12 protein-coding genes are annotated in these 14,081 nt (G+C 33.7%); 11 read left to right on the top strand and 1 reads right to left on the bottom strand.

The genetic code is table 11. From position 1 onward, the window contains the following. The first annotated feature begins 53 nt into the window (after positions 1 to 53). Genes J2S15_RS15435 through J2S15_RS15425 form a run of 3 tightly spaced genes read left to right on the top strand, consistent with a single transcriptional unit; the run spans position 54 to position 3,370 of the window. The gene (locus J2S15_RS15435; RefSeq protein ID WP_307409939.1) at positions 54 to 644 is read left to right on the top strand and encodes a hypothetical protein; all 591 of its coding nucleotides are present in this window, start codon (positions 54 to 56) and stop codon (positions 642 to 644) included. Then, positions 634 to 2,823, top strand: coding sequence for a transglutaminase domain-containing protein (locus J2S15_RS15430; protein WP_307409937.1), 2,190 nt, complete (start codon positions 634 to 636; stop codon positions 2,821 to 2,823). Before J2S15_RS15435 ends, J2S15_RS15430 begins: the two co-directional genes overlap by 11 nt. Positions 2,824 to 2,833: 10 nt before the next feature. Continuing rightward, entirely contained in the window at positions 2,834 to 3,370 is a 537-nt protein-coding gene (locus J2S15_RS15425; RefSeq protein WP_307409935.1) for an SMI1/KNR4 family protein, read from the top strand. Positions 3,371 to 3,381: 11 nt separating this feature from the next. On the opposite strand, the gene J2S15_RS15420 is transcribed toward J2S15_RS15425, so the two are convergent. Next, the gene (locus J2S15_RS15420) at positions 3,382 to 4,149 is read right to left on the bottom strand and encodes a Type 1 glutamine amidotransferase-like domain-containing protein (RefSeq protein WP_307409933.1); all 768 of its coding nucleotides are present in this window, start codon (positions 4,147 to 4,149) and stop codon (positions 3,382 to 3,384) included. A gap of 176 nt (positions 4,150 to 4,325) precedes the next feature. On the opposite strand from J2S15_RS15420, the gene J2S15_RS15415 reads away from it, so the two are divergent. The 8 genes from J2S15_RS15415 to J2S15_RS15380 all read left to right on the top strand — a co-directional run bounded on the left by J2S15_RS15415 (position 4,326) and on the right by J2S15_RS15380 (position 14,007). Then, positions 4,326 to 4,700, top strand: coding sequence for a hypothetical protein (locus J2S15_RS15415; protein WP_307409931.1), 375 nt, complete (start codon positions 4,326 to 4,328; stop codon positions 4,698 to 4,700). Between the two features lie 139 nt (positions 4,701 to 4,839). Further along, entirely contained in the window at positions 4,840 to 6,732 is a 1,893-nt protein-coding gene (locus tag J2S15_RS15410; RefSeq protein WP_307409928.1) for a BglG family transcription antiterminator, read from the top strand. Then, the gene (locus J2S15_RS15405; protein ID WP_307409926.1) at positions 6,732 to 7,043 is read left to right on the top strand and encodes a PTS lactose/cellobiose transporter subunit IIA; all 312 of its coding nucleotides are present in this window, start codon (positions 6,732 to 6,734) and stop codon (positions 7,041 to 7,043) included. Before J2S15_RS15410 ends, J2S15_RS15405 begins: the two co-directional genes overlap by 1 nt. Before the next feature lie 14 nt (positions 7,044 to 7,057). After that, on the top strand, positions 7,058 to 7,366 hold the full coding sequence (locus tag J2S15_RS15400) for a PTS sugar transporter subunit IIB (protein ID WP_307409924.1): 309 nt from the start codon (positions 7,058 to 7,060) through the stop codon (positions 7,364 to 7,366). 13 nt (positions 7,367 to 7,379) lie between these two features. Next, positions 7,380 to 8,651, top strand: a complete 1,272-nt coding sequence (locus J2S15_RS15395) for a PTS sugar transporter subunit IIC (protein ID WP_307409923.1) — start codon at positions 7,380 to 7,382, stop codon at positions 8,649 to 8,651. After that, positions 8,641 to 10,056 carry a glycoside hydrolase family 1 protein gene (locus J2S15_RS15390; RefSeq protein WP_307409920.1) on the top strand — a complete coding sequence of 472 codons (1,416 nt, stop codon included), beginning with the start codon at positions 8,641 to 8,643 and terminating at the stop codon, positions 10,054 to 10,056. The genes J2S15_RS15395 and J2S15_RS15390 overlap by 11 nt, the downstream gene beginning before the upstream one ends. 575 nt (positions 10,057 to 10,631) lie before the next feature. Continuing rightward, positions 10,632 to 12,767: a purple acid phosphatase family protein gene (locus J2S15_RS15385; RefSeq protein WP_307409918.1), complete on the top strand. Its 2,136-nt coding sequence runs from the start codon at positions 10,632 to 10,634 to the stop codon at positions 12,765 to 12,767. 58 nt (positions 12,768 to 12,825) lie between these two features. After that, positions 12,826 to 14,007: a YibE/F family protein gene (locus J2S15_RS15380; protein ID WP_307409916.1), complete on the top strand. Its 1,182-nt coding sequence runs from the start codon at positions 12,826 to 12,828 to the stop codon at positions 14,005 to 14,007. The last annotated feature ends 74 nt before the right edge of the window (positions 14,008 to 14,081 follow it).

Raw genomic sequence — 14,081 nt, 5'->3', positions numbered from 1 at the left:
GAATACAACATTGAATAATGAATTATGATATAATGGAGCAGTACAGGTGAACTATGGATGAGAAAAAGAAATTAAAGGAATTAGCAACATTACATAAAATCTACTATGGTGATGAATATGAAATTACACCAAGTGAAAGTCCTGACTTTCTGGTGTATAAAAAAAGTGATCAAAGCTATGCTGGAGTCGAACTTACTCAGTTATACTTGAGTCAGGCAAGAGCAAAGATTTTTAATCGCCCAGAACAGTATGCTGAAGATATCAAAAGTGAATATACTGAAGATAACTTTTTGAAGATTTATACAAGAAATATGGAAGAGGATGACTGGCTAAAATTCTCAACTGATGAACTCTTATCAAACATTCCAAACTTTATGGAATATAAGAGTAAGATTATTTCAATAATTGAAGCAAAAAGTCAGAAGAGTATTCATTATAATCCAGAGGTAGATTATCTGGAATTATTGATAGAAGACTGTGAAAAATATTTTAAATATGTAGATATAAGATTCTTTAAGTTATTGAGTGAATCAAATGATTTGAAAAAAACGATTATGGATTCACGGTTTGTTCGCATTTATATTTTATCTGAATACAATGATCAAGAGTTATTAATGATTTTGGAGGGAAATAATGAAGATTAGGGGAAAATTAGTTTTTAGTACAATTGTTTTGTTTGTATCTGTAATTGTACTTAGTGGTTGTGATTCTGGTGATAATTACAATGAAGAATATGCAACTTATTTTGAAGAAAAAGGTTATGAATATGTGGAAACATTAGATGATGTTGAAAAAGACCATGTATTCTCATTTGATGTAAATAAAGATGTAAGACAAGATATTTCAGCAAGTACGATACGTAAAGATCGAGTATTTACTATTTATGTAGATAAAGAGTTTACAACAGAATATCATCCAAAACTGAAAGTGGATAAAATTGATAATAAATTTAATATATCAGCAAACACAAAATTCAAAAGTGAAGATGGCGTAATGAGTGATGAAGATGACTGGGGATTATATTCTGAGTATTTCATTGTTCAAAACTATGATTTAGATACAGGTGAAGAATTAGAAAAGAAAACTGTAACCGTATTTAGTGTAGAACGTGAACTTGATACACCACAAGTAAGTTATGAGTATAAAGATGATGAACTAGTTTTATCATGGGAAAAAGTAAGTGATGCACAGAAGTACCTGGTCGTTAGTTTTGATGTATATGATTATTCTCAGGTAGATGTAAATATCATAAAAGAAGTGAAGGGTGATAAAACATCTGTAGCACTAGATGAAACATTACCATACTACTTCCATTCAGAAGATGCTCAATATGCAGCAAACGATGATTATTGGTGGGCAAATGAAGATATTCTAGATTATCAGGGAAAAAAATATGGAGTAATTGCCGTAAAAGATAAATCATATTCGGCTTTAGGAAATATTCAAGAGTTTGATAATGAAAAGGAAACTTGTGGATTTGCTGAATATGCAATGCAGGAAGTAAGTTATTCAAATAATTATGAGTCAATTACTTCTTTACCAAACGCAGTGTTGGCAAGTAGTTGTGATGGGAATACTGTATATCGTCAGCCAGTATTACAGGCTGATGAAGCTTATGAAAAAGACGGGAACCTACATATTCCATATTTGATTAAGAATTCAATTGTAGGTGGAGAATTTGTTGTTTCAACTTATGACAGTGGTTATAAAAAGGATATTGAATCACGTCAGGAAGCAATTAAAGATGAATATAAAAAATTAGAAACGAAAGAATATGATTATAAGAGTGGTAAGACAGTTGCCTATAATGTAATTGAATCATCTTCACTTCCAGAAGTGGAAGATGAGTTGTTTTTAAATGATGAAAATGGTGAATACATTGCGAAGAATTTAGTTGCAGGTGCAAACGTTATTGACTTATCGAAAGATGAAAATTTACGTAATTCAGACAACTATAATTATACGTACCTATATGACATGATTGAGGAGATTCAACACCAAAATCCGATTATTTTAAAAACGGTGTGGTATGAAATAGATATGGGGAATGAAGTGATGTATGTTCATTATCTGTTTGATGATGATACAAGAAAAGAAAAACAGGAAGCACTAAGAGCAACTGTAAAAGAAGTAAATGCGCAAATTTTGAATGATAATATGAGTGATGCACAGAAGGTGTATGCAATCAATGATTATATTCTTAATCAGACAGTGTACAATCAGGCTGCAGCAGATGCAATTATTTCAACTTCACAAATGGATAATACTTATTTTGATGCAAGTCTTGCTACTGGTGTATTCTATGAAGGTAGTGCAGTATGTGAAGGATATGCTTCTGCATTCATGCTGTTAACACGTGATGCAGGTCTTGAAAGTATTATGGTAACTGGGTACAGTAATAGTGATTCAGATATTCGTCATGCATGGAACCGTGTAAACATTGATGATAACTGGTATCTGGTAGATACTACCTTCAATGACAGTGATGAAATTCCTAACTCAGCATTATTGTTACCAGATGAAATTGGTGACTTATTGTATGAGGAAGATGAATATTATGTAATTGACAGTGAATTGGATAAGTATACAGCAACTGGTGATCAGTATGAATATTATCGTGCAAATGGTCTGGTAGTAACAACCGATACGGCTGCTGATAAAATATTAGAGCTATTAAACAGTGGTCAGATCGGAGCGGTAAGATTGCCAATGACAACTACGCAAGCTGAATATACATCAATTGCACAGACAATCGTAAACCGAGCAGGACGTTCTGCTCAATACTATATGTCTGATGGAATTATGAGAGTTATTTTATATTAAAGGAGACTACATGGATATATTAAAAGAAATTGAACAGACATATATGCTGAATGGTAAAAAATTGGATGGAGAAGAATTAGAGATACAGTTAGTACAGGAGTATATGCGAATTCCTAAAGCGGATCCATTTGAAATGCAAGAGTTTGAAGAACTGTTGGATATTAGCCTTCCAGAAGAGTTAAAAGCATTTTATAACTATCATAATGGAAGTGGATCAATCGAACTTCTATCGAGTGATGACAATGATTATCGAATCTTATCACTTGCTTCCATTGTGGAGGTGAAAGTTTATTTTCAAAATAAGGATGAAGAGATAAGTAACAGCAATGATGAACGAGTTCAAAACTATATCCAAAACAAACGCTGGATTCCGTTTGCAGCAAGTGAGAATGGAAGTTTTCTGATGTTGGACTATGCTCCAACATCACTTGGAAAAGAAGGCCAGATTATTGAGTATAAAGAAGCTGATGGCGTTGTAGATTATGCTGGTGCAACAATTGGTGAATTTATGACAAAAACAATGAATAAATTAAAAAATAAGCTGTGAATATCTGCAGCTTATTTTCTATTTTTAGGATGAACGATTAAGTCGGTTAAATTAGAATACTCTAGAGTTTTTGGAATGATTTCTTCGTAATAAACATTATTTAACCAATACGTTCTATATGCATTTGCAGTAGTCTTACTTGTTATTATTCTATATTTATCACCAATAATTTCGATAGCAGAACAATTATCAAGAGCTATTGCAACCTTATCAGGTAAGTGTTTCATCATAGCTTTTAATTCATTCTTTCTGTTATCTTTATTATCATAATGTGGACAATTAACAGCGTCGATAAAACCTAATCCATCTTGTTTAATAGATTCAATGTTTTCATTATTAAATTTTAAAGAATCTGAATTGCAATAAGAAAACCAACATAATGAACCTGCACTTAATCCTGATAAAATTAAACCATTTTCTGAAGCGTCATCTAATATTTTAACTATCTTTTTTTCATTCCATAGTTCTAGCAATCTTTTTGGATTTCCTCCACCAACATAAACTATATCTGATTGAGTTATTATCTTATATATATCATCTTCAGTATAGTTATTTATTGTTAATGATAAATTATTAACAATACAACCTAATTTTTTAAATACTTTAGACATTGAATGAAAGTAATTACTATCATCATTTGAAGCGGTACCAATAAATAGTAACTTAGGATTTTCTTTTTCGCATAACCTTACTATTTCCTGATCTATTTCTGCAGTTTCGTATGGATATCCTTGGCGGCCGTTTTCGCCACCACCTATTGCAATAATTCGTTTTTTCATATTAATCTCCTATGAGCATTTTAGCATATAAAGTTAACTATTAAAATAAATCAAACATGGCATAAACTAAAGAAGGTAATTTAATTTTGTGTTTATGATGACAATATAGTTTGTTTATTTTCTTTACTAAGTAATGTGGAATCAAATATAATGAGTATAAGATGAGGAGAGAAGTGATGAAGAAATTATTTAGTTTATTAATTACTTTCGTTTTAGTTATGAGTGGGTGCAGTGGTGAATCAGTAAACGTAGATGAAATATTAAAAACCAATGGATATGATGGTTTTATTGAAACTGAGTATCAAGTTCTTTATGTGAATTCAAAAGAGAATTTTACTATTCATGCATTTTATGAGGATGATTTATCTTTATATGCTTTAGAATTTTTTTATGGAGTAATTGATCATGGGGCTACAAGAGTGAGTATCTATGGACCGGATTTGGAAGATAGCAATCCACCTATAGACGTATATGAAGGCGAATTAAAGCGTCTTGATGTAAGTGAAAAACAATTAATTGATTATTTTAAAGGATATCGTAATAAAGATTAGATGTATGATGAAATATTTGTATTGTATTACTTAGGAAACTTGGGAAAGAAATTTCAAGTTTTTTTTATTTCCTAAGGGTAGGAAATTTAATAAATGGAGTTAAAGTAAAAGATTTCTATAATGAAAGTGAGGAGTTCCTATGAGAAAAGAAGAGATTCTAAAAAGATTACTACAGGGGAAAACTGTATGGACATCAAAGCAATTGGCTACATTACTGAATGTAAGTGATCGAACCATTCGTGATGATATAAAGAAACTCAATTATGAGTTAGAAAATCAGGGAGCAATCATTGTCAGTTCCAGTGAAGGGTATTCACTGGATATTCAAGATAATGAGCGTTTTCAAAATTACTTACAGTCATTATCAGTGAATGAACTAAAAGATTCACTTGATCAGATTGTGTACCAGATTATTTATATGTTATTGATTTATCAGGAATATATAAAGTTGGATGATTTGTGTGAGGAATTATATATTTCCAGATCTACAGCCAATCGTTATATGAAAGAAGTGAAAACGATTTTAAAGAATTATGATTTAAAGTTGGTATCCAAACCAAATTATGGAATGCGAATTGAAGGAAGGTTAGTAAATATTCGACGTTTACTTGCAGATAAAATTGCTGATGGAACGTTTCCGGATTTATCAATATCAGCAGATGCAAAGTTTAAGAAAATCAATCGCTTCAACCAGCAGATTATGGATGTAATTAGTGAAGTGCTGAATGAACAGGAATATCAGTTTTCAGATATTACACTGGAAAGTTTACTGCTACATATACAGGTGATGTATATGATACGAGAGTTTCCAAGGGATCATACATATGTCAGATTACCACAGGATAGTCAGGAACTGGAGGTAGCGAGAATCTTAGTGGATCGTTTATCAACAGTTGGTTTAGAGAAACTGGAAGAAGATGATATTCATCATCTTGCAATTCAGCTAAAAGCAAAACATAAATATGACAATATTATGAATGAAGAGAATCCAATTGTTTCAGAAGATCTGAATCGAATTGTGAATCGAATATTGGAAGCGTGTAAGCAGAAGTATAACGTTGATTTCTTTGAAGACTTTGATTTATGGATGAGCCTTTCATTACATCTGATTCCGTTAGTTACAAGAATTCGTTATCAGATGCGAATGCGTAATCCATTATTGGATCAGACAAAGGCAACTTATCCACTTGCATTTAATCTTGCAGTAGAAGTTGGAATTGTCTTGAAAGAAGAATTTGATGTAAAGCTTGATGAAGATGAATTGGGTTACTTTGCGATTTACTTCTCGCTGGCACTGGATCGCCACAAAGTAGTTACAAAGAAACGTAAGATATTAATTGTATGTTCCAGTGGAAGAGCGACTTCTTCACTTCTGGCGTATAAGATAAAAAGTAATTTTAATAAGTATATTGATTTTGTTGAAACCACAAATTTGTATGATTTGCACAACAAGGATGTTGATTCCTATGACTACATTCTAACGACCGTGCCTGTGAACAAACAACTTGGAAAACCAATCATACAAATTTCGTGTTTCTTAGATTCGCATGATGTAAAGACAATTGAGTCATCACTTACACAAGATGATAAGAGTGTTCACTTTACTGATTGTATTGAGGAAGATCAGGTATTCTGTCTTCCGCCACATGAGGATTATGAAGTGATTATTCGAGAGATATGTAATCGACTACCGAAACGATTAGGGGTAGGGGAACGTTTTGTCAGTGAGGTATTACAACGTGACAAACTGTATTCAACCGCAATTGGAAACTTAGTTGCAATTCCACACTCGATTGAACCGCTGGCGAACCAGACCTTTGTATCAATAACGATACTAGAGCAGCCAATCTTGTGGAAAGAGAAAATGGTGCAGGTAGTTGTATTACTTGGATTACAGAAAGATCTGGATCAGGATATGCAAGTGTTCTATAAGGAGTTTACTGATTTTGTAACCAATGAATCAAAAATATCAAAAGTAATTCACAGACCTACGTACAAGAATGTAATAGATGTTATAAAGGAGAAAATATAATGGATGATATGAGTGGAAATTTTGTAGTAATACTACATGCAGGAAATGCGAAAACTCAATGTCTTCAGGCAGTAGATTATGCCGAGGAAGGGGAATTTGAGAAAGCACAGGAGTGTCTGGAAAATGCGCAACAGGAAATTAATGAAGCACATAAGGGACATTCGGACAGTTTAGTGAAGATTGCGAATGGTGAAGCAGTTGCGGTTGATGTGATTTTGATTCATGCACAGGATCATCTGACTTCAGCGACAACTCTGCACTTGATGGCGGAGAAAATGGTTAGAATGTATCAAAGGATACAAGAAAGATAGAGAGAGGAGCAAATATGAATATTTTATTATGTTGTGATGGTGGGTTTTCTACCAGTATTGTAGTTGCAAAAATGCAGGAAGAAGCGAAAAAGCAAGGAAAGGATTATGAGATTTGGGCAATCAATATTGGAAGTATCAAAGATCATATTCAAAAAGCAGATGTTGTTCTTTTAGGACCACATATGGCACATAAAACTAGTTATGCCAAAGATGCTGCTGATCCATTAGGAGTACCGGTTGGAATTATCAATGGGACAGACTATAGCTTTGGGTATGGTGCAAATGTAATTAAGCAGGCAGAGGATTTAGTAAAAGCAAAATAAGGAGGATTAGATTGTGAATAAGTTTATTGATTGGTTCCAGAAGAAATGGATACCAGTATTATCAAAGATTGGTGAAAACCGAATCATGATTGCATTACGTAATGGGATTTCAATTGTTATTCCAATTACGATTATTGGAAGTATCTTTAATATTATTGCGTATTTTCCAGTTGATGGATGGACAGAATTGTTAGGACCATTCCAACAGGTACTAGAAATTCCTGCTACTGCGAGTATGGGAATTATGGCGTTAATTGCAACGGTAGGGGTTGCTTATAATCTAGCAAAAGAATATGAAGTAGAACCTTTGACTAGCTCAATTGTTGCTTTAACTGCTTTTGTGGTAACACAAACAAACAATGAATATATTATTAGTACAGATAACTTTGGTGTAAATGGATTATTTCTAGGAATGATTGTCGCGATTATTTCGGTAAATGTTATTCGTTTATTTGTAAAACGAGAAATGGTTGTAAAACTGCCAGACAGTGTTCCACCAATGGTATACAGCTCATTTGAGATGTTGATTCCAGCGGTTGTAAATGTGCTAATTGCTTGGATCTTTGCAGGTGTATTAGGAATTGATTTGATTGAAGTAATTGGAGTAGTGCTATCACCATTAGTACAAGGTGTATCATCACTACCAGGATTACTAGTGTTATTCTTCTTCACTTGTTTATTATGGTGTTGTGGAATCAATGGAGATTCTGTATTTGAAGGAATCTCATATCCAATCTTTATGGCAGCACTTGCAGAAAATGCAGCAGCATTTGCCGCAGGAGATATTGCACCTAATATTTCAGCATATGGAATTCACTATTTTGGAATGTGGTTAGGTGGAACAGGAGGAACGCTTGGATTAGTTATCTTAATGATGCGTTCAAAAGCAAAGTTATATAACCAGTTAGGAAAACTGACAATTGGTCCTGGTATCTTCTGTATCAATGAACCGGTAACGTATGGATTCCCAATTGTATTTAACCCAATTATGATGATTCCATATATTTTGACACCCATTGTAACAATTACGATTACATATTTATTAATGCAGTTTAATATCATTGGTCGAGTAGTCGCAATGATTCCTTGGACAACACCTCCGGTGTTAAGTGGATATCTTGCTACTGGTGGAGACATTCGTGCTGCAATCTGGCAGATTGTCTGTATTCTGATATCAATTGCTATCTACTATCCGTTCTTTAAGGTTTGTGAACGCCAGGAACTAATGGTAGAAGCAGGTGGTAAAAAAGAAGAGATTGATGGAGTAGAAACAAATGGAGCATAAATACCTGAATAAATTTCCAGATGACTTTTTATGGGGAGCTGCAACTGCAGCTTTTCAGGTAGAAGGTGCTTATGATGTTGATGGAAAAGGTATTTCAATTCAAGATGCGAAAAATGGTAGTAATAAGTTTCATGATACAAGTGTGACAGCAGACCACTATCATCGTTATCAAGAAGATATCAAATTGATGAAAGAGTTAGGATTAAAGTCTTATCGTTTATCAATTGCCTGGACCAGAATCTATCCAGATGGAAAAACGAAAAATCAAAAGGGAATTGATTTTTATAACCGGATATTGGATGAATTAATTAAAAACGATATAAAACCATTAGTTACCATTTATCATTTTGATCATCCACAGTGTCTGCAGGATGCATATGGTGGATGGTATTCAAGAGAAATCATTGATGACTTTGTACGATTTGCTAGAACATGTTTTGAAGAGTTTGGTGACCGCGTTCATTATTGGCTTACCATCTGTGAGCAAAACAATGTAGTGTTATATCCAAAACTGATTGGTGGTTTTCTTGATGGAGTCGACAGCGAGAAATGGCGTTTTGAAGTTCATCATGTAATGACGATAGCCAATGCAAGAGTTATTAAGTTATGTCATAAATTATTACCAGATTCGAAAATTGGACCGTGTGTTGGTTATAGTGCCATCTATCCTAAAACATGCAAACCAGAAGATATGCTGGCTGCATTAAATCAGGAAGACTTTCGTTTTAACTATCCTTTAGATTTACTTTGTTTTGGCAGACAAAACAAACTGGTAAAACGATACTTGGAAGAACGTGGGATTGATGTAGTACTTTCTGATGAAGAATTATTAGAAATGCAGGGAGTCAACCCAGACTTTATTGCATTCAACTATTATCAGAGTGCAGTAGCAGAGTTCTGTCCATTACAAGAAGAAGAAAAACAACCAGAGTTTAATCTGGAAGGAAAAAAAGGAAATATGAGTTTCTCACAATTTCCAGGCCTTTACCAGGAGGCTTCTAACCCGTATTTAGAAAGAAGTGACTGGGACTGGGAAATTGACCCAATAGGATTTCGAATTGCCTTTAGAAAGCTTTATGATCGCTATCAGTTACCACTAATGGTGACGGAAAACGGATTGGGTGCTTATGATACCTTAGAAGGTAATGAAGTACATGATCAGTATCGGATTGATTATTTAGAGAAACATATTCTGCAAATGAAAGAAGCGATTAATGATGGTGTAGAAATCATTGCTTATTATCCATGGTCTTTTATGGATGTATTAAGTACAAGTAATGGATATTCTAAACGTTATGGCTTTGTATATGTTGATCGAAGTGATGAAGATATCAAAGAACTCAAACGTTATAAGAAAGATAGTTTCTATTGGTATCAGAAAATTATTACAGCAAATAATATCTAAATTTAAAGAAGCACAGTGTTATTTTATTAATAGAAAACTTTTATCTGAAAGTGAAAGCAGTAGCAAATTCTCTTATATTTAAAGGGTGAACTATTGTTTTCACTCTATCAGTGAAAAAGTGTGGTTGCAAGAATTTTAGGAATTGTTAATAATTTAGGTAAGTATTAGGTGAAGAGGTTTTGAATAGTTTTAATTAAATATCGCAGGGAAATAGACATTCAATCAAAATAAAATATTCTCAAGCATTTAACAAAGGGCAGTTAAAAGTGAGAATCGTTTTATGATTGAAATTAATGTATCGACTTGTGATGTTTTTATAAGTATGTCTTAAAAAAACATTAGAAGATAAAGATGAAAGGAGGAGGACTAGATAGATTGGGAAAATCCATTCAAAGAAAAATTGAAAATCAGCATTAAGGGAGAAGTAGATTTATTATTAGAGAATTGATATTACATTAAATATGTATGAGCATGTAATATTGTTAATCTAATAAGTTTTGTATTTGCAATGGTGGGAGACGTTTAGAATTCGTAAAAATGATTTATAAATTTAACGTTAATAAGAGGAGAAAAAAATGAAAAAGATTAGATTGTTACTTATTTCGTTTGTTGTAGTTGTAGCAGCTTTTGTTGGTCTTATCGACACAAAAGAAGATGCGCCAACTGCAAGTGTTAGTGCAGCAGAGCCTGCATTAGCTTCAACAGAATTAGTGTCAGATAGTATGAAATGGACATATTTGGATGATCAGACAACGGATCCAAATAAAGGTACATGGTATGAAGAATGGAACAAGAAAAATGGATGGGTGTATTCTCACCAATGGTTAGACTGGGGAGAATATCCACAGGAGTTTAGTGATGCAACTTGGAAAAAACACACAGGTTCTCCAAAGTTCTCTACGGATGCATCAATTGCAGATGCAGCAACATTAGATGCAAAAGATGGAAAAGCAGGGCCAACTTACTTTTTCCGTTATTTGTTTGACTTACCAAACCCAGAAGATGTAAAAACAATTAAAATTGTTGTTCGTTATAATGATGCAATGATTTTATATTTAAATGGAAAATCAGTAGATTCTTTCTTTAATATTCCTACAAGTAACTATAAGAATAACTTAGAATATGGTTGCCAGGAAAAAGTAGATGGAAACTCTGCAAAAGCCGTTTTAGGTGATGATGGTCAATACTACTTTGAAGAAACAATTTATATGGAAGATGTATCAAGTCTGGTAGATGAATGGAACCCAGAGTTAAGAGAATTTGCAATTGCTGCAGAAATTCACTGTTCAGATGAAAATGATACAGATGCATATTTTGAATTAGTATCATTTGAATTAAACCCAGCTGAAAGTGAATTAGCTGAAACTGAAGCAGTTAAAAGTGTTGCAGTAAACACTGGTGCTGATGAAAATTCAGTTAACTTTGCATGGTATGCAAAATCTAATGCACCTGGATATGTTCAAATTGCTGAAGGTAGCGATACAAGTGGAGCATTCCCTCTTGATCAAGCAGTTTCAATTCCTTCAACACAAGCAAATGAAGCATATACAAAATTCTATTCATCAACTTATTACTCAAACAAAGCAACTTACAGTGGTATTGAACCAGGTAAGAGTTATGTTTATCGTGTAGGTAGTGATGATGGTTGGTCACAAACATATGAATTGAAAACACAAGATATCAGCGATGGTTATGAAGTTATTTTCTTATCAGATGCACAGATTGGTACAGGAACTGTACTGACTGACCGTCTGGGATGGTCTACAACATTAGACAAAGCATTTGGAGCATTCCCAAATACAAGTTTTATTGCGAATACAGGTGACTTCGTCGATGTAGCAACTAAAGAAAATGAATATGATGCATATTTCTATCCATCACAATTGAATAATTATCCAACTGCAACAGCAGTAGGTAACCATGATGTTTCTGCAAACTATGGACATCACTTTAATGAACCAAATGCATCTACTTTAGGTGCTAGTGCAGCAAACAGTAACTACTATTTCACATATGGAAATGTGTTATACATGGTATTGAATACAAGTAATACAAATAATGCTGAACATAGACAATTTATGGAAGACACAATGGCAGCAACAGCTGGTCAAGATTACGACTGGACAGTTGTAATGTTCCACCAATCAATCTATGCTTCAGGAAAACAATCAACTTACGAAGATGCGTGGACTAGACAAGAACAATTAGTTCCTGCATTTGATGATTTAGGTATTGATATCGTATTAATGGGACATGACCACTGTTATGCAAGAACATATCAAATGAAAAACTTCTCACCAGTAGAAGGTGTTACATATGAAGATGAAGCAAAAACAGTAGCAGTAGATCCAGAGGGTACACTTTACTTAACAACTAGTTCAGCCAGTGGTAGTAAATACTATGACTTAGTAGAAGAGTATGCTTATCTGGCACATAGAGAACAAAGCTATGTACCAACATTCTCACACTTAACATTTACTGAAGATACATTCACTATGAGTGCATATCGTACAGATACAATGGAAGAGTTTGATACATACACAATCAAGAAAACTAAGACAGATGAGTCAAAAGTAATTACACCACCTGCAGCATCAACAGCTCCAAAAGCTGGAGATACTACATCAGTAAATACACTTATGTGGGTATTATTGGCTAGTGGATTTGCGCTGAGTGCGTTATACCTTAGAAAACAAAGTAAAAAATCATAGAAAGGATATGTGGTGTTCTTGAAAAGAGGACACCACTCTTGTGCTTATGAAGGATAAATTGAAAAAGATAGAAATTAAAAAATATTACATTGTATTAGCAGTATTTTTTCTAGTGTTTGGATGTATATGTTATTGGTTAAACAATTATCACTTAGAAGGATATCAGCCACTTAATTCTTCAGGATTAGGGTATGAAAAAGCCAAAGTGCTGGAAGTAGTTGACAGTAACTTAAGCGAGGACAGCAATACCAGTTCTGGGTATAGAGGAACTCAGGAATTAAAACTAAAGATTACAAGTGGAGAGAATAAAGGAGAAATTGTCGATGCTACTAACTATCTGACAAGAACTCATAATATATTGGCAGATGAAGGTAGTGAATTAATCGTTACGCTTGATGAAAACAATGTTGGGTATCATGTATCGGTCTATAACTATTCTCAGGCAAATACAATTTACTTTATGCTTGGATTCTTTGCCCTTTTGATGATTGTTGTTGGTGGAAGAAAAGGGTTCAAAACCCTGATTGGATTAATTTTTTCATTCAGCTGCATTATTTTCTTTACTGTACCAATGATTTTTAATGGCTATTCTCCGATTCTGATTTCGATTATAACCGCAGTACTGATTGCACTTGTGTCATTGATGTTACTTGAAGGTATGACAAAAAAAGTAATTGTTGCACTGGCAGGAACGGCTGCAGGAGTAATCGGTGCAGGATTGGTATTTATATTCTTCAGTAGGATACTTGGAGTATCAGGATACAACTTGGCAGATGCTGAGGTTCTATTTATGATACATGAAAATACGGGACTACAAGTGAGAGATGTATTGTTTGCTGGAGTGCTGATTGCAGCAGTTGGAGCAGTTGTGGATGTAGCGATGAGTATTGCATCAACACTACATGAACTGCATGAACATAATCCAGACTTGAAGGCAAATGAATTGTTTAAATCAGGAATCAATGTTGGACAGGACTTAATTGGAACCATGGCTGATACATTGATTCTGGCGTATGCTGGAGGATCATTCTCAACGATGTTACTCTATATGGCATATGCAGTGAACTACAATCAGCTGATTAATTTAGACAGCTTAGTTTTAGAGATAGCGCAGGCACTGGCAGGAAGTATTGGAATTGTCTTGTGTGTACCGTTTGTTGCGTTTATCGGAGGGAAAGTATTTGCAGGACAAAAGATTATCAACAAACCTGCAAAGATAGAAGAAGAGGTACAATCATAATGTAAGACAGGCATTCAAAGTTCTATTGGATGCCTGTTTTTTCGTATATACGTAAAGATTTATGATATAGTTAA

Source organism: Breznakia pachnodae (genome assembly GCF_030814225.1).
Taxonomy (GTDB): domain Bacteria; phylum Bacillota_I; class Bacilli_A; order Erysipelotrichales; family Erysipelotrichaceae; genus Breznakia; species Breznakia pachnodae.
The sequence above is the reverse complement of the archived record's forward strand: the minus strand, read 5'-3'. Positions and strand labels throughout refer to the sequence as shown.

Coding starts and splice junctions, on each gene's coding strand:
- J2S15_RS15435 (WP_307409939.1), top strand. CDS start 54: ATGGATGAGAAAAAGAAATTAAAGGAATTAGCAACATTACATAAAATC.
- J2S15_RS15410 (WP_307409928.1), top strand. CDS start 4,840: ATGAGAAAAGAAGAGATTCTAAAAAGATTACTACAGGGGAAAACTGTA.
- J2S15_RS15425 (WP_307409935.1), top strand. CDS start 2,834: ATGGATATATTAAAAGAAATTGAACAGACATATATGCTGAATGGTAAA.
- J2S15_RS15415 (WP_307409931.1), top strand. CDS start 4,326: ATGAAGAAATTATTTAGTTTATTAATTACTTTCGTTTTAGTTATGAGT.
- J2S15_RS15430 (WP_307409937.1), top strand. CDS start 634: ATGAAGATTAGGGGAAAATTAGTTTTTAGTACAATTGTTTTGTTTGTA.
- J2S15_RS15400 (WP_307409924.1), top strand. CDS start 7,058: ATGAATATTTTATTATGTTGTGATGGTGGGTTTTCTACCAGTATTGTA.
- J2S15_RS15420 (WP_307409933.1), bottom strand. CDS start 4,149: ATGAAAAAACGAATTATTGCAATAGGTGGTGGCGAAAACGGCCGCCAA.
- J2S15_RS15385 (WP_307409918.1), top strand. CDS start 10,632: ATGAAAAAGATTAGATTGTTACTTATTTCGTTTGTTGTAGTTGTAGCA.
- J2S15_RS15405 (WP_307409926.1), top strand. CDS start 6,732: ATGGATGATATGAGTGGAAATTTTGTAGTAATACTACATGCAGGAAAT.
- J2S15_RS15390 (WP_307409920.1), top strand. CDS start 8,641: ATGGAGCATAAATACCTGAATAAATTTCCAGATGACTTTTTATGGGGA.